Here is a 16,037-nt window from a genome sequence, read left to right as displayed (position 1 = left end):
CGAGAATTCGGGTGCGCATGGCACTGACCCTCCCCCCGACGCGCACCACGTGTCAAGTGGGTGGGACGGGAGTCTCATTATGTGAGCGCAGGGCGGTTCCGCCTCCCAGAACGGCGGCCACACCTCCTGTGTACACCCCCGCGCCGCCCCCTGCGAAGGCGGGCTCAATGGGGCTGTGCGGAACCGGATAGTGGCCGGATCCGAGCGCTCTGCGCAGCCGGTACTCGTCCAACGGGCCCGAGAACGCCATGCCCTGTCCGTGGGTGCAGCCCATCGCGCGCAGGGCGACGACCTGTTCGGGCAGATCCACGCCGTCGGCCACGGACTGCAGCCCGAGGTCGGTGGCGATTCTGAGCAGCCCGCTGGTGATCTTGTGCAGCCGCGCGGACTCGACGACGCCCTCGACCAGACCGCGGTCGAGCTTCAGCACGTCGACGGGGAGTCTGCGCAGTGCCGTGATCGCCGCGTAGCCGCTGCCGAAGCCGTCCAGGGCGATCCGTACGCCGTGCCGCCGCAGGGCGCCCAGTCTGCGCTCCAGCTCGTCCAGGGAGACCCGCGGATCCATGTCGGACAGCTCGATCACCAGGGACCCGGACGGCAGCCCGTGCCGGGTCAGCAGGCCCTCGATCGAGCCGGCCGGCATCGAACGGTCCAGCAGGCGCCGGGCGCCGACCCGGACCGCGACGGGCACGGCGAGCCCCGTAGCGGTGCGCTCGGCGGCCTGTTCGACGGCCTCCTCCAGCAGCCAGCGGCCCAGCTCGGCGGTCCGGTCGTTGTCCTCGGCGACCCGCAGGAACTCGGCCGGGGTGAACAGCACCCCCTGCGAGGAACGCCAGCGCGCCTGGGCCTCGACCGATGTGATCCGGCCGTCCTCCAGACAGATCACGGGCTGGTGCAACAGCGTGAACTCGCCGTCGTGCAGCGCGGCCCGCAGGCGGGTGGCCAGCTCGGCCTTGCGCACGACGTCCTGCTGCATCTGGGGCGCGTACAGCTCGACGCGGCCCTTGCCGCCCGCCTTGGCGCGGTACATGGCGAGGTCGGCGTTGCGCAGCAACTCGCCTGCCCCGAGGCCGGGTTCGGCGAAGGCGACGCCGATGGAGGCGGCCACCCGGACATCGTTGCCGTCGATGAGGTACGGCTGCGAGAGCGTGATCCTGAGGCGGTCGGCGAGCTCCAGGATGTGACGTTCGCGCGCGGTGCGGTCCCGGGTACCGTCGCCGACGATCAGGGCCGCGAACTCGTCGCCGCCCAGCCGGGACGCGGTGTCGCCGTGCCGGACCGCGTCCTGGAGTCTGCGGGCGGCCTGGACGAGCAGTTCGTCCCCGGCCTGGTGCCCGATCGTGTCGTTGACGGCCTTGAAGCCGTCGAGGTCGATGAAGAGGACGGCCGTGCCGCGCAGATGGGCGCCCCGGTCGGAGGCGCGGCGGCCGGACACGGCCTGCTGGACCCGCTTGGTGAACAGGGCGCGGTTGGGCAGGTCGGTGAGCGGGTCGTGCTCGGCGTTGTGCTGCAACTGCGCCTGCAGCCGCACTCTTTCGGTCACGTCCCGGCTGTTGAAGATGAGGCCGCCGTGGTGGCGGTTGACGGTGGACTCGACGTTGAGCCAGCCGCCGTCACCGGAGCGGAAGCGGCACTCGATGCGGGTGGTGGGTTCCTCCTGGGGGCTGGCGGCGAGGAAGCGGCGCACCTCGTGCACCACGCAGCCCAGGTCCTCCGGGTGGATGAGACTGGCCAGTTCGCTGCCCACCAGTTCCTCTGCGGGGCGTCCGTAGACCCCGGCGGCGGCCGGGGAGACGTACCTCAGCACGCCGCTGGGCGCGGCGATCATGATGACGTCGCTGGAGCCCTGCACCAGGGAGCGGAAGTGGTTCTCCTTCTGCGCGAGTTCCTGGGTGAGGGTGATGTTGTCCAGGAGCATGATGCCCTGGCGTATCACGAGGGCGAGCACCACCGTGCCGCCGGTGATGAGCACGACGCGGTCGACGCTGCGGCCGTTGAGGACGTTGTAGAGGATCCCCAGGGTGCAGACGGCGGCGGCGAGGTAGGGCGTGAGGGCGGCCAGGGAGCCGGCGATGGGCCGGGCGGCCGGGTACCGGCTGTGGTCGTCCCCCTGCGCGGGCGCGTGCTGGGGGTGGGTGCCGCCGCGCCGGCCCGGCAGGTGCTCGTGCACCACGCGCGTGTGCCCGTCGTCCTCCTCCGGACATGTGTGCCGGGGCGCGGCCCAGGGCGCGTACGCGAGGAGCAGCGAGCCGGCGAACCAGCCCGCGTCGAGCAGCTGGCCCGAGTGGTAGTGGTCGCGCAGCAGCGGCGAGGTGAACAGGGCGTCGCACATCACCGTCAGCGCGAGGGCGCCGATGGCGGTGTTGACGGCCGTGCGGTTGACCGCCGAGCGCCGGAAGTGCAGCGCCAGCACCATGCTGACCAGGGCGATGTCCAGCAGCGGGTACGCCAGCGACAGCGCGGTCTGCGCCACGCTCGGCCCGTCGAACTTGGCCGCCTGGGCGAGCGCGAGACTCCAGGACAGGGTCAGCAGCGAGCCGCCGATCAGCCAGGCGTCCAGTCCCAGGCAGACCCAGCCGGCCTTCGTCACGGGCCGCTTGGCGAGCACCAGCAGCCCGACGATGGCGGGCGGCGCGAAGCAGAGGAAGAACAGGTCGGCGTAGCTGGGGCTGGGCACCTGCTCGTCCAGGACCACCTCGTACCACCCCCAGACCGCGTTGCCCAGGGCCGTCATGGTCGAGGAGAGGGCGAACAGCAGCCAGGCGGGTCGAAAGCGGATACGGCGGTTGCGGGCGTGCAGGAAGCAGGACACGGCGGCGGTCGCGGCCGCCGCGGCCAGGCCGAAGTCACCCATGATCAGCGCCAGTTCGCCCGAACCCCAGTCGACCGCGGAACCGACGGCGTATCCCGCGCAGACCAGGGCCAGGACGAGTTGGCGGACCAGGGTACTGCCGGCACCGGTGATCGGCGGCCGGGGCGACCGCCCCGGCGAGGGCTGTGCCCGCACCGCTCCGTCCAGGGTGGCCGTGAGAGGCGGCGGCGAGGTCACCGGGTCCTCCCGGTCCGCGCCGCTCCCGCGTCCCGCGGCTCCCGGTGCGCTGGGTGCGCATGCCCCCTGTCGCTGCTGTGCCTGCGGTGATGGTGGTTGTGCCGGCAGCCGTGATTGCTGTGGTGTCCGCGTCTGCGCGCGGCCGTGCGCCAGGGTCGCCGCCGGCGGCCCCGCCGCGTCGGATCGCTCGTCCATAGGCCGTGCATCGCCCGTCGCCCCCCTCACAGTCTGAAATGTCCGTCCCCGGCGCCGAACGGTGCGCGGCGCAGCCCCTGCTCGGGACGATACACCAGTCTCGTCACTCAGGGACATAGTTCCTCTACGCTCCGTGACGACCAGCGGCGATGCGAGCACGTACCGCGTCCGGAAGATTGCGGAGCGTACCGGAAGCGGATGACGCGCCGGTTGCGCGCCCGCGCTCGACAGCGCCCGCTCGTGCGCTACGCGTCGGGCGAACCCGTCGTAAGGATCACGTTGGCGAGGGGTTCACGGTTCACGAAACGTGTCAGCTGGTTGACGATGAGTCGCTTCGCGCGGGGCAGGAACGCCGAGGTGGGTCCCCCGACATGGGGGCTGATGAGCACGCCGGGCGCCTTCCACAGCGGGTGCTCTCGGGGCAGTGGTTCGGGGTCGGTGACGTCGAGGGCGGCCGTGATGCGGCCGCTCTCCAGCTCGGCGAGGAGCGCCTTGGTGTCGACGACGGGTCCGCGCGCGACGTTGACGAGGAGCGCTCCGTCCTTCATCCGGGCGAGGAAGTCGGCGCCCGCCAGGCCGCGCGTGGACTCGGTCAGGGGCGTGATCAGGACGACGACGTCCGCCTCGGGCAGCAGCCGGGGCAGATCGGTGAGCGGATGCACGGGGCCGCGCTCCGTGGTGCGCGCGGAGCGCGCGACGCGCACCACCCGCGCGACCTCGAAGGGCACGAGCCGGTCCTCGATCGCGGATCCGATCGAGCCGTACCCGACGATGAGGACGCTCTTGTCGGCGAGCGCGGGCCGGAAACCGCCGCGCCACTCCCCCAGTTCCTGGCCCCGCACGAAGTCGGGGACACCGCGCAGGGAGGCGAGGATCAGCGTGAGCGCCAGCTCGGCGGTGCTCGCCTCGTGCACTCCGCGCGCGTTGCACACCTGGACGCCGGGGCGCAGGTGCTTCAGGCCCGGTTCCAGGCTGTCGATGCCGGCCGACAGTGTCTGGACCACCTGGACGGAACCGAGTTGCGGCAGCGGGCGGACGACGACTTCGGCGGGCTTCATGTAGGGGACGACGTAGAAGGAGCAGTCGGCGGGGTCTGCGGGGAAGTCCTTCTCGCCGTTCCAGAAGCGGTACTCGGGCCCGGCCGGGAGACCCTCGATCTCGTCCGGCGGGAGCGGAAGCCACACGTCAGCAGTCATGTCAGGAGGCTATGTCAGGCCGGTGGAGGCGCAGAGGTTAGGTTGGGGGATCCGTAAGAAGGAGGGTCACGAGCAGGTGGAGCGCAGGACGATGGGCGCGGGGGCCCTCGCCGTGGGGGCCGTCGGCCTGGGGTGCATGCCGATGAGCTGGGCGTACAGCGGCTCGCGGCAGCGCGGCGAGGAGTCGCTCAGGGCGGTGCACCGGGCGCTGGACGCGGGCTCGACGCTCCTGGACACGGCGGACATGTACGGCCCGTTCACCAACGAGCTGCTGGTGGGGCGGGTGTTGAAGGAGCGGCGCGCGGACGCCTTCGTGTCGACGAAGGTGGGGCTGCTGGTGGGTGAGCAGCACATCGTGGCCAACGGCCGCCCCGGCTATGTGAAGCGGGCCTGTGACGCGTCGCTGCGGCGCCTGCAGACGGACGTGATCGACCTCTACCAGTTGCACCGCGCGGACCCGGAGGTCCCCGTCGAGGAGACGTGGGGCGCGATGGCGGAGCTCGTCCGGGCCGGGAAGGTCAGGGCGCTCGGGCTGTGTGCGGTCGGGGCGCGGGGCGGGCGGCGGTCGGGGGGCCGGCTGCACGACGCGACGATCCGGCAGCTGCGGCGGGTCCAGCAGGTGTTCCCGGTGAGCGCGGTGGAGGCCGAGCTGTCGGTGTGGTCCCCGGAGGCGCTGGAGTCGCTGCTGCCGTGGTGCGAGGCGCGCGGCATCGGCTTCCTGGCCGCGATGCCGCTCGGCAACGGCTTTCTGACCGGCACCCTCACCCCGGGCGAGGGCTTCGAACCGGACGACGTGCGCGCCCGGCATCCCCGCTTCACCGCCGAGATGATGGCCGCCAACCAGCCGATCGTGGCCGGTCTGCGCCGGGTCGCGGCCCGGCACGGCGAGGACGTGACCGCGGCCCAGGTCGCGCTGGCCTGGGTGCTGGCCCAGGGCCGGCACGTGGTCCCGGTCCCGGGCACCAAGCAGGAGCGCTGGGCGGCGGAGAACGCGGCGGCGGCCGACCTGCACCTGACACCGGAGGACCTGACCGAGGTGGCGGAGCTGCCGGGCGCTCTGGGGTCGTGGGACTGAACCAGGGCCACGGCCGTGACCGCGATGGCCGAAGGTCGCCGATGAGCGCCGGGCGATCGAGCGCCCGCCCCAGCGACACAACCACAACCCCACTCACCGACGACCGCCCATGAACTCCCGGCGACCGAGAACCCCACCCAACGACACAACCACAACCCCACTCACCGACGACCGCCCATGAACTCCCGGCGACCGAGAACCCCACCCAACGACACAACCACAACCCCGCTCACCAACGGCCGCCGATGAACTCCCGGCGACCGAGAGCCCGAACCCGGCGGAGGCCCCCCTCGTCGCCAGTTGCCGATTGCGCGGCAGGCAATCGAGGGCCCGAGCCTGGCGGAAACCGTCCCACACCTCATCGCCGGTTGCCGATCCGGCGCCAGCGATCCAGGGCCTACCCCATCCCGACGGAAGCCGCCACACCCCCCAGCGCCGGCTGCCGATCCGGCGCCAGCGATCCAGGGCCTACCCCATCCCGACGGAAGCCGCCGCACCCCCCATCGCCGATCGCCGATCGCCGATCCAGCGTTCACGCGATCGAGAACCGAGTCCGGGGCGAGCCGTCGCACCGCTCGTCTCCGGTCGCCGATTGGGGTCCGGGTGACCGGGAACCTGTGAGGCGCGAGCGGTGTATCACAGGTAGAACCTGCCGACTGGACCGCTGTGCGAAGGGACCGAGACCGTGCTACGACGAGCTGTACCGGCCTTACTGGCCACCACGTTCCTGCTGACAGCGGGCTGCTCCTCCGGCGGGGGCGGCGGCTCGGCGGGCGGAGACGGTACGACATCGGGGGGCACGTCGGGAGGCTCGTCGGCGAACGCTTCCCCGTCCCGCCGGGCCGCCGATCAGCCGCCGCCCGCCAAGGGTTCGGTGAAGGTGCTGCGGACGGTCGCCACCGGGCTGAACAGCCCCTGGGGCCTGGCCCCGCTCCCCGGTGACGGCGGCCTGCTCGTCGCCTCCCGGGACCAGGGCACGATCACCAGGGTCGACGAGAAGACGGGCGAGAAGACCGACCTCGGCAAGGTCTCCGGGGTCTCCGCGGCCGGCGAGGGCGGCCTGCTCGGCATCGCCCTCTCCCCGGACTACGCCTCGGACCACATGATCTACGCGTACTTCACCTCGGCCTCGGACAACCGCGTCGTCCGCGTGCTGTACGACCCGAAGAAGCCGGCCGGTGAGCAACTGGGCGCCCCGGACACGATCTTCAAGGGCATCCCCAAGGGCTACATCCACAACGGCGGACGGATCGCCTTCGGCCCGGACGGCATGCTCTACGCGGGCACGGGCGAGAGCGGCAACCGCGGCCTGGCGCAGGACAAGAAGTCCCTGGGCGGCAAGATCCTCCGCCTGACCCCCGAGGGCGACCCGGCCCCCGGCAACCCGTTCCCGGACTCCCCCGTGTACACGTACGGCCACCGGAACGTACAAGGGCTGGCCTGGGACCCCGAACAGCGCCTGTTCGCCGCGGAGTTCGGCCAGGACACCTGGGACGAGCTGAACGCGATCAAGCCGGGCGACAACTACGGCTGGCCGGAAGCCGAGGGCAAGTCCTCCGACGCGAAGTTCCACAACCCGATAGCCCAGTGGCACACCGACGAGGCCTCCCCCAGCGGTATCGCCTACGCCCAGGGCTCCATCTGGATGGCGGGCCTGAGGGGTCAGCGCCTGTGGCGCATACCCCTGGACGGCACGAAGGCCTCCGCCGACCCCCAGCCCTTCCTGGAGGGCGAGTACGGCCGCCTGCGCACGGTGGCCGCGGCGGGCGGCGACAAGCTGTGGCTGACGACGAGCAACACGGACGGAAGGGGCCACCCGAAGAGCGGAGACGACCGGATCCTGGAGCTGCAGGTGAAGTGACCCCTGGGTCACTCCTCCCCCGGCACCTCGGGCCCTTCCTCGTCCTGCTCCGGCTTGGGCGGGCGCACCACGACCTTTCCGGACGCCAGGTCTATCGGACCGCGCCCCGGATCGTTGTCACCGACGTCCTCCCGGGTCAGCTCCAGCCGGTTCTGTTCGTCACGGGTGTGCTTGCGGCCCGGCGCGAACAGTTCCTCGAAAGCGTTGAACACGGCGCCTCCCTGTGCCGGTCGTCTCCAGCCTACGTCTCACCCCGCCGTCCGGGCGGTGAGCGGATCGGCCGGCGACAGCCCCACCCGGTGCGCCACCGCCGCGGCCTCTCCCCTTCCGGAGACGCCGAGCTTGGCCAGGATGTTCGACACGTGGACGCTGGCCGTCTTCGGGGAGATGAAGAGCTGCTCGGCGATCTGGCGGTTGGTACGTCCGGCGGCGACCAGGCGCAGGACGTCGCGTTCGCGGCTGGTGAGCCCGAGGGCCTCGACCGGGTCGGCCGGCCGCTGGTCCGGGACGCGGTGCAGGGCGAGCCGGGCGCGCTGGGCGAGCAGCGCGACGGCCTCGGCGAGCGGACGGGCGCCGAGGTGGCCGGCGATTGCGTGGGCGAGGCGGAGCAGTTCGGCGGCGCGCTCGCGCTCGTCCTCGCCGCCGTCCCGCAGCAGGGCCCCGGCGAGGCGGTGGCGGACGCGGGCGAGGTCGTAGGGCCGGTCCAGGCACTCGAAGGCGGTGACCACGTCCGACCAGGTGTCGGCGGTGTCCTCGTCCTCGGCGCGGGAGAGCTCGGCCCGCACCCACTTCTCGTGGGCGAGCCAGATGGGGGCGTCGGTGGTGGTCTTCTTGGCCGCGTCGCGGATCCGGTCCAGGACGGCGGCCCGGTCCTGGGCGGCGGCGGGCAGCGTGCGGGCGTCGGCCTCGGCGGTCGCGGCGGCGAGCAGCAGGGGCCAGCCGTCACGCTGGGTGCCCGGCGGCATCCCGGCGTCCAGGGCCCGGGCGAGTTCGGCGCGGGCGTCCAGCAGGCGGCCCTCGCCCGCGGCGACGCCGATGGCGATGCGGGAGAGGAGCAGTGTGTGCTGGGGCATGGGGTCGTGGGTGCCCAGGAAGGCCCGCGCGGCGGCCAGTTGGCGGGCCGCCTCGGTGAGGTCGCCGCGGCCCAGGGCGAGGTGCGCCAGGCACATGGCGCCGCTGCCCTGGGGCTTCGCGCTGTGCCCCACCCGCAGGGCGCCCGCCGCTGCGTCGGCGGCCTCGTCCCACAGGCCCAGGGAGTACGTCGACTCGGAGAGGTTGGCCCACACCCAGGCCTCCGATTCGAGCAGGCCGAACCTCCTGGTGAAGGCGAGGCCCTCCTTCAGGAGCGGCACGGCCTCCCGGGTGCGGCCGACCGAGTCGAGCGCGGAGGGCAGATTGACGTAGGCCCGGCCGGCGACGACGGCGACGCCCTCCTCCAGGGCCCGGTCCTTGACCTCGTACATCTCAGCGAGGCCGGACTCGACCGAGCCGGCGTCGACCATGAGGCCGCCGAGGGTGAGGCGGGCGTTGAGTTCGATCTCCCGGGCGCCGACCATGCGCGCGTACTGCACGGCGCGTTCGGCGGCAGAGAGGGCGTCGGGGCCGGGTTCGTGCAGCATCGCCCAGCCGGCGGCGTGGGCGAGGACCTCGGCGTGCACCTCGGAGGGCGGCAAACCGCGCACCAGGTCCTGGGCGGTGGCCAGCTCCCGCCAGCCGTCGCCGCGGGCCAGGGCCTGCACGAGACGGGAGCGCTGGACCCAGAACCAGGCGGCCCGCAGCGGATCGTCCTCGTCCTCCAGCAGATGCAGCGCGCGCTTGGTGATCTTCAGGGCGCGTTCCCGCTCCCCGCACAGCCGGCCGGCGCCGGCGGCCTCGGCCATGAGGTCGAGGAAGTGCAGCGGGGTGGTGGCCGGATCGCAGCCGCAGGGAGCGTAGACCTCGCAGTAGTCGCCGAGGCGCAGTGCGCCCCGTACGTCCTCGGGAGCGGTGTCCCACAGCTCCATCGCCCGTTCCAGGAGCCGCAGTTGCTCGCTGTAGGCGTGCCGGCAGCGGGCCGCGACGGCGGCGTCGAGGACGGCGGGCAGGGCCTTCGCGGCGTCGTGGGCGTGGTACCAGTAGCTGGCCAGACGCATGACACGCTCGTCGGCCGGGACCAGGGTGGGGTCGGCCTCCAGGGCCTCGGCGTAGCGGCGGTTGAGGCGGGAGCGCTCGCCGGGCAGCAGGTCGTCGCTGACGGCCTCGCGGACCAGGGAGTGGCGGAAGCGGTAGCCGTCTCCGGCGGGCGTGGCGAGCAGGATGTTGGCGCCCACGGCGGCCCGCAGCGCCTCGATGAGGTCGTCCTCGGCGAGCCGGGCGACGGCGGCCAGGAGGCGGTACTCGACGGTGGAGCCGCCCTCGGCGACGATCCGGGCGACCCGCTGGGCGCTCTCGGGCAGGCCCTCGACGCGCACCAGGAGCAGGTCGCGCAGGGAGTCGGTGAGGCCGGTGCAGCAGCCCTCGTGGGCGGCGACGGCGAGTTCCTCGACGAAGAAGGCGTTGCCGTCGGAGCGTTCGAAGATGGCGTCGACCTGGTCGGGGTCCGGTTCGGCGGCCAGGATGCCGGCGATCTGGCGGCCGACCTCCTGCCGGTTGAAGCGGGCGAGTTCCACGCGGCGGACGGTCCGCAGCCGGTCGAGTTCGGCGAGCAGGGGGCGCAGCGGGTGGCGGCGGTGGATGTCGTCGGCGCGGTAGGTGGCGAGGACGACGAGCCGGCCGGTGCGCAGGGTGCGGAAGAGGTAGGCCAGCAGATGGCGGGTGGAGGCGTCGGCCCAGTGCAGGTCCTCCAGGGCGACGACGACGGTGCGCTCGGCCGCGACGCGCTCCAGCAGGCGGGCGGTGAGTTCGAAGAGGCGGGCCATGCCCTCCTCGTCGTGCCGGCCGCCGGAGGCCTCGCCGAGTTCGGGCAGCAGGCGGGCCAGTTCCTCCTCCTGTCCGGCGGCCGCGGCGGCGAGTTCCCCGGGCAGTTCGCGGCGCAGGGCGCGCAGGGCGGTGGAAAAGGGGGCGAAGGGCAGGCCGTCGGCGCCGATCTCCACACAGCCGCCGAGTGCGACGACCGCGCCCTCGCGGCAGGCCGCGGTGGCGAACTCCTCGACCAGCCGTGTCTTGCCGACTCCGGCCTCCCCGCCGATCAGCAGCGCCTGCGGTTCGCCCGCGGCGGCACGGGCGAGGGCGTCGTTCAGCGTCCCGAGCTCTTCGGCTCGGCCGACGAACACCCGACTTACGGACCTGGTCTCCACGAGGGCGAGCATCGCATGGGGGTACGACGGGACGGCACCGGTTTTCCCCGGAGCGACGGGGAGCGGACGCACCGCGGCCCCCACCGCGGGCAGGTGCGGTGAGGGCGTTCGCGGGGTGCTGCGGTCGTTTCCCCGAGGGCGGCCCTCCCCCGCGGGGCCGTCCTCCAGGCGTACCGGGCTCATGCCGCGCGGGCCGACCGGAGCCTGCGGAGGCGGGGGGTATGGGACTCGTCCTCCGCGGCGTGGCGTGCCTCGCGGCGGGCGGCGCGGCGGCCCTTGGCGGCCTCGCGGGCCAGGCGCTCCTGGTCGGCCTGACGGATCAGTTCGGCGGAACGGAGCTGCGAGATCTCGTACTCGTACATGGTGTGTCCCTTGGTCCCTTGAGAGAGGCGGATTCGGCTTCGCTTTCTGCGATGCCTCAACCTTCGTCTCCAAGGGGGGTGGGCCACATCGGGAGAGTTCCGCATCTTCGGCGGCCTCTGGGGCCTTAGACGCGCGGAAGGGGCCTCAGACGCTCCGTAAGGTGCTTACAGATGGTCTGAGACCCCTTGGGACCTGCGTCGATTCAGCCGGCGGAGGGCAGGCCGAGCAGGACGTCGGTGTACTTGAGCACGGCCAGGAGGAGGCCGATGACGCCGAGGGCGACACCGCCCCAGGCGACCGACTTGATCCATGCGGCCTGCGGCTTGCCGGGGACGCCGAAGGCGGGACGGGCGAGGACGACGACGCCGACGACCAGGGCGAGCAGCGCGAAGACGCCGCCCCACAGGGCGCTGGTCTGCCACGCGTCGCCGTAGACCGCCTTGACCTGCTTGGCGACGCTCGCCGTGGACGAGGTCTGCAGCTGGCCCACGAGCGTCTGGCGGGCGGCGGCGACCGTGCCGATCCAGCTGCCGGTCAGCGAGACGAGGCCAAGGGCGGCGGAGACGACCGCCCCCGCGCCCTGGCCGACGCCGGTGGGGCCCGCCTCCTCGTCGGTGGGCGCCTCGGCCACCTCGTCGGTCTCGGGCTGCTCCTCCTCGGTCGTGGCCTCGGTCTGGGGGGCGTCCACCGCCGCCTCGTCGCGCTTCACTTCGGCGGCCTCGGTCGTGCCGGCCTCGTCAACTGTCTTGGTTCCCATGTCTGGCACCGTACGGACGCTCTCTGAGAGGGGTCTTAATGATCGTTGTGTTCGGCACGGGCGCGTGCTTCACGCCACTCGGGGGCGAGGATCGACCACACCTCGAGGTCGTGCCGCACCCCACCATAGGGGTGTGCCTGGCGCCGTACGCCATCGCGGGTCATGCCCAGGCGCCGGGCGACTTTGATGCTGGGCACGTTGCCGGAGGCGGCGACCCATTCGACGCGGTGGATGCCGCGCTCCTCCACCGCCCAGTCGATCAGTGTCCGCATCGCCCGGGTGACCAGGCCCCGCCCGGTCGCGGCGGGCTCCAGCCAGCACCCGACCTCGGCGTTGCCGGTCGCTGCGTCGAAGTTCAGGGTGAGCACCCCGCCGACGAGTTTCCCGTCCAGCCAGATCCCGTGGTAGGAGGCGGTGTCGGCGGCGCGCAGGTCGGCGTAGCGCTGGAGCGTCTCGCGGGCGGATGCCGCGTCGACGACCTGGGCGCCGAACGGGATGAACCGTCCGATGAACTCCCGGCCGCGCTCCAGGTGCGCCAGGAACTCCTCGGCGTGCCAGGGTTCCAGCGGCCGCAGTTCGGCGCCGTCACCCAGTGATATCGCGTACATCGCGCTGGTCCCCCTCCGCCAGGACGTCCGCCACCTCGGCGTCCGTCGCGGCGGCCAGCCTTTCATGGGCGGCGCGGCACTCGGGCGGTTCGATGCTGATGCGGGGCAGGCGCTGGTCGAGCCAGCGGGGCAGCCACCAGTTGGCGCCGCCGAGCAGGTGCATGAGGGCCGGGACGAGCAGCGTGCGCAGGACGAAGGCGTCGAGGGCGACGGCGGAGGCGAGGGCGATGCCGAACATCGCGATCACGCGGTCGCCGCTGAGGACGAAGGCCAGGAAGACCGAGATCATGATGACGGCCGCGGAGTTGATCACCCGGCTGGTCTCGGCGAGCCCGACGCGGACGGCCCGCCGGTTGTCCCCGGTCTCCAGCCACTCCTCGTACATCCGGCTGACCAGGAAGACCTGGTAGTCCATGGAGAGCCCGAAGAGGACCGACACCATGATCACGGGGAGGAAGGGCTCGATGGGGCCCGCGCGCCCGAGGCCCAGCAGTTCGCTCCCCCAGCCCCACTGGAAGATCGCCACGACGACGCCGAAGGCGGCGGCGACCGCGGCGACGTTCATCGCGGCGGCCTTCAGCGGGATGCCGACGGACCGGAAGGCCATCAGCAGCAGGAGACAGCCGAGGCCGATGACGACGCCGACGAACAGCGGCAGCTTGCCGACGATGACGGCCGCGAAGTCGTCGTACGACGCGGTCACACCGCCCACCTGGATGTCGAGGGTGGTGCCGGTCTCGGCTCGCGGCAGCACCTCGGTGCGCAGCCGGTCGACGAGGTCGCTGGTCTTCTGCGACTGCGGTGCGGAGTCCGGGACGATCGTGAAGTACGCGGTGTCGCCGCCGCTGTTGTAGGTGACCGGGGTCACCGAGGCGACGCCGTCGGTGGTGCGGATGGTGGCGTCGAGGTTGTCGAGGGTGAGCTTGTCCTCGGCACCGTCGACCTGGGTCACCAGGGTGAGGGGGCCGTTGACGCCGGGGCCGAAGCCGTCGGCGAGAAGGTCGTAGGCCTGCCGGGTGGTGGACGTCCTCGGGTCGTTGCCCTGGTCGGAGGTGCCCAGGTGGAGGGAGAGCGTGGGCAGCGCAAGGAGCGTCATCACGGCCAGCGCGACGACGCCGAGCACCTTGGGGTGGCGCTCCACGAACGCCGACCAGCGGTGGGCGAACCCGGTGGGCAGCTCGGGCTGGGGGCCGTGTTCCTCCAGCCGCCGCCGCTCGCGCCGGCTCAGGGCGCGCATGCCGATGAGGGACAGCAGGGCGGGCAGCAGTGTGACGGAGGCGGCGACCGTCAGGACGACGGTCAGGGAGGCGGCGATCGCGACGCCGTTGAGGAAGCCGAGCCGCAGGATCAGCATGCCCAGCAGCGCGATGCAAACGGTGGCACCCGCGAAGACCACGGCCCGTCCGGTGGTCGCCACGGCGTTGGTGACGGCCTCGGTGACCGAGAGCCCGCGTTTGAGTCCGCGCCGGTGTCTGGTGACGATGAACAGCGCGTAGTCGATGCCGACGCCCAGCCCGATCAGCATGCCGAGCATGGGCGCGAAGTCGGCGACCGTCATGGCGTGCCCGAGCAGCCCGATCCCTGAGTACGCGGTGCCGACGCCGACCAGCGCGGTCGCGATGGGCAGCACGGACGCGGCGAGCGAGCCGAAGGCGAGGAACAGCACGACCGCGGCGACGGCCACGCCGACGATCTCGGCGGTGTGCCCGCCGGTCGACTCGGTGAGCGCGACGGCGCTGCCGCCGAGCTCGACCTGGAGCCCGTCGCTGTCCGCGGCCTTCGCGGTGTGCACGACCGCCTCGGCCTCGGACTTCTTGATGTCCTCGGCGCCGTGGTCGAAGGTGACCGTGGCGTACGCGGTGTGCCCGTCGGCGCTGATCCGGCCCGCGCCCTGACCGTCGTAGGGACTGCTCACGGAGGCCACTCCGGACAGGTCCGCGATCTTGTCCAGGGTGCCGGTCATGGTCTGTTCGACGTCGGCGGCGCGCACGCTGCCCGACGTCACGTGCCAGACGACGGTGTCGCTGTCCCCGCCGAGTCCCGGGAAGCCCCGCTGCAGCAGCTTGGTGGCGGCGCCCGACTCGGTGCCCGGGGCCTCGTAGTCGTTCGAGTACGCGGAGCCGGTGACCGCGGCGGCGGCAGTGACCCCGCCGAAGGCGAGGAGCCACACCACGACCGCGACCAGGCGGTGCCGGACACACCAACGTGCAAGGGCTGCCACGAACGAGCTCCCAGGGGACGATATGTGGATCTTTGACCGGGAACAAGTCGTTCACAACATGAACAGCCCGCAAAGAACGCATGAGCAATGCGAGGACCACTCTTGCAGGCAGAAGTGATCGTTTATGCCATTCGTGGGGCTATTCACAAGAGTGGGAGGCAGATCACAGGACAGTAACGAACACTCTGTCACCTCAGTCGAACTGGTCCCCCAGCGCCATCACCATCGCCCCGGCGACCAGCAGCCACAGCGCCCGCCGGGTGCGTCCCCGGGAGCCCAGCACCCCCGCCAGCGCGCACACCGCGGCACCGAGGCCGTAGGCGGCCGGCACCAGCGCCGGTGCGGCGTTCAGGGCCCGCACCACCGCGGCGGCCACTCCGGCGAGGGCCAGCAGCACACCGGTGGTGGCCGCCGTCCAGCGGGCCCGGTGCGCGTCCTCGGCGGAATCCGGCTGCGGGACGGCACGGACAGCTGCTAGCTTCCGCTGGTCAGCCGTCACCGGCTCCTCGCCGACGACCGAAGCGGGTGCATTGTTTGAAGGTCCGACCGAGCTCCTACGCATCGCCTTTCACTACGAGGATCATGAGGAGCCCGTTCACCGATGTCCGACAACAGGACCACGGACGACCATCTCACTGACCGTGTGACCCACCCGCGTTACCCCCTCAGCAGCCAGTACGACGCCCGTTGGACCGTCGACAACCAGATGGGCCCCAACGCCCTGTGGCTGCTGGAATGGCTGGCCCCCGCCCTCGGCCTGGACGCCCTGCGCCCCTGCGCGCGCGTCCTCGACCTGGGCTGCGGCCGGGCCATGACGTCGATCTTCCTGGCCCGGGAGTTCCACGCCCAGGTCACCGCGGCCGACCTGTGGGTCGCGCCCGACGACAACGCCCGGCGCATCGCCGAGGCCGGGTTCGCCGACCGGGTGCAGCCCGTGCATGCCGAGGCGCACGACCTGCCCTTCGCGGAGGGTGGTTTCGACGCGATCGTGTCGATCGACGCGTACCAGTACTTCGGCACCGACGATCTCTATCTGCCCACTCTGACCAGGCTGTTGAAGCCCGGCGGGCGGATCGGGATCGTCGTACCGGCCCTGCGCGAGGAACCGGAGGGAGCCGAGCCACCCGAGCATCTGCGGGCCTGGTGGGAGCCCGACTTCTGGTGCTGGCACTCCGCGGACTGGTGGCACCGCCACTGGACGCGCAGCGGGGCCGTCGAGGTCGAGGCCGCCGACTGGCTTCAGGACGGCTGGCGCGACTGGCTCACGTGGTGCGAGGTGGTCGCCGAGGAGAGCCCGGAGGAGTTCCACCGCACGATGGGCCGCCGGGTCGCCGAGATGCTACGGGCCGACGAGGGCCGCACCTTTGGCTTCGTACGGGTCGTGGGACGCCGAAAGTAGGCGTACGGCCCCGGAGGTTCACCCCTCCGGGGCCGTAC

At 72.3% G+C, this 16,037-nt stretch carries 12 protein-coding genes; 3 read left to right on the top strand and 9 right to left on the bottom strand.

Translation table 11 applies throughout. From position 1 onward, the window contains the following. Nucleotides 1-52 precede the first annotated feature (52 nt). Both ABZZ74_RS28605 and ABZZ74_RS28600 read right to left on the bottom strand, forming a co-directional pair. The gene (locus ABZZ74_RS28605; protein ID WP_356769686.1) at nucleotides 53-3,049 is read right to left on the bottom strand and encodes an EAL domain-containing protein; all 2,997 of its coding nucleotides are present in this window, start codon (nucleotides 3,047-3,049) and stop codon (nucleotides 53-55) included. Nucleotides 3,050-3,489: 440 nt separating this feature from the next. Then, complete coding sequence (locus ABZZ74_RS28600) at nucleotides 3,490-4,440, bottom strand: 2-hydroxyacid dehydrogenase (RefSeq protein WP_356769684.1); 951 nt, start codon at nucleotides 4,438-4,440, stop codon at nucleotides 3,490-3,492. A gap of 76 nt (nucleotides 4,441-4,516) precedes the next feature. On the opposite strand from ABZZ74_RS28600, the gene ABZZ74_RS28595 reads away from it, so the two are divergent. Together ABZZ74_RS28595 and ABZZ74_RS28590 are read left to right on the top strand one after the other, a co-directional pair. After that, the gene (locus ABZZ74_RS28595) at nucleotides 4,517-5,515 is read left to right on the top strand and encodes an aldo/keto reductase (RefSeq protein WP_356769682.1); all 999 of its coding nucleotides are present in this window, start codon (nucleotides 4,517-4,519) and stop codon (nucleotides 5,513-5,515) included. A 685-nt stretch (nucleotides 5,516-6,200) separates the two neighbouring features. Continuing rightward, nucleotides 6,201-7,376, top strand: a complete 1,176-nt coding sequence (locus tag ABZZ74_RS28590; protein WP_356769680.1) for a PQQ-dependent sugar dehydrogenase — start codon at nucleotides 6,201-6,203, stop codon at nucleotides 7,374-7,376. An 8-nt stretch (nucleotides 7,377-7,384) separates the two neighbouring features. On the opposite strand, the gene ABZZ74_RS28585 is transcribed toward ABZZ74_RS28590, so the two are convergent. From ABZZ74_RS28585 to ABZZ74_RS28555, 7 genes are all read right to left on the bottom strand, one after another. Continuing rightward, on the bottom strand, nucleotides 7,385-7,588 hold the full coding sequence (locus ABZZ74_RS28585; protein WP_356769678.1) for a DUF6191 domain-containing protein: 204 nt from the start codon (nucleotides 7,586-7,588) through the stop codon (nucleotides 7,385-7,387). Nucleotides 7,589-7,624: 36 nt separating this feature from the next. Next, nucleotides 7,625-10,663, bottom strand: coding sequence for an AAA family ATPase (locus ABZZ74_RS28580; protein WP_356769676.1), 3,039 nt, complete (start codon nucleotides 10,661-10,663; stop codon nucleotides 7,625-7,627). Between the two features lie 167 nt (nucleotides 10,664-10,830). Continuing rightward, entirely contained in the window at nucleotides 10,831-11,013 is a 183-nt protein-coding gene (locus tag ABZZ74_RS28575; RefSeq protein WP_208779331.1) for a hypothetical protein, read from the bottom strand. 203 nt (nucleotides 11,014-11,216) lie between these two features. Then, nucleotides 11,217-11,771: a hypothetical protein gene (locus tag ABZZ74_RS28570; RefSeq protein ID WP_356769674.1), complete on the bottom strand. Its 555-nt coding sequence runs from the start codon at nucleotides 11,769-11,771 to the stop codon at nucleotides 11,217-11,219. A gap of 35 nt (nucleotides 11,772-11,806) precedes the next feature. Beyond that, entirely contained in the window at nucleotides 11,807-12,379 is a 573-nt protein-coding gene (locus ABZZ74_RS28565) for a GNAT family protein (RefSeq protein ID WP_356769672.1), read from the bottom strand. After that, nucleotides 12,357-14,600: an MMPL family transporter gene (locus ABZZ74_RS28560; protein WP_356769670.1), complete on the bottom strand. Its 2,244-nt coding sequence runs from the start codon at nucleotides 14,598-14,600 to the stop codon at nucleotides 12,357-12,359. The genes ABZZ74_RS28565 and ABZZ74_RS28560 overlap by 23 nt, the downstream gene beginning before the upstream one ends. Before the next feature lie 193 nt (nucleotides 14,601-14,793). Beyond that, nucleotides 14,794-15,099, bottom strand: a complete 306-nt coding sequence (locus ABZZ74_RS28555) for a hypothetical protein (protein WP_133046698.1) — start codon at nucleotides 15,097-15,099, stop codon at nucleotides 14,794-14,796. Nucleotides 15,100-15,201: 102 nt separating this feature from the next. Here ABZZ74_RS28555 and ABZZ74_RS28550 point away from each other — a divergent pair, with 102 nt between their 5' ends. Next, nucleotides 15,202-15,999: a methyltransferase domain-containing protein gene (locus ABZZ74_RS28550; RefSeq protein WP_356769668.1), complete on the top strand. Its 798-nt coding sequence runs from the start codon at nucleotides 15,202-15,204 to the stop codon at nucleotides 15,997-15,999. The last annotated feature ends 38 nt before the right edge of the window (nucleotides 16,000-16,037 follow it).

Origin of the sequence: Streptomyces sp. NPDC006476 (assembly GCF_040612015.1) — a bacterium.
GTDB classification, from domain to species: Bacteria; Actinomycetota; Actinomycetes; order Streptomycetales; family Streptomycetaceae; genus Streptomyces; species Streptomyces griseorubiginosus_B.
Note: the sequence above shows the minus strand (reverse complement) of the source record. Positions and strands in the feature narration are given on the sequence as shown.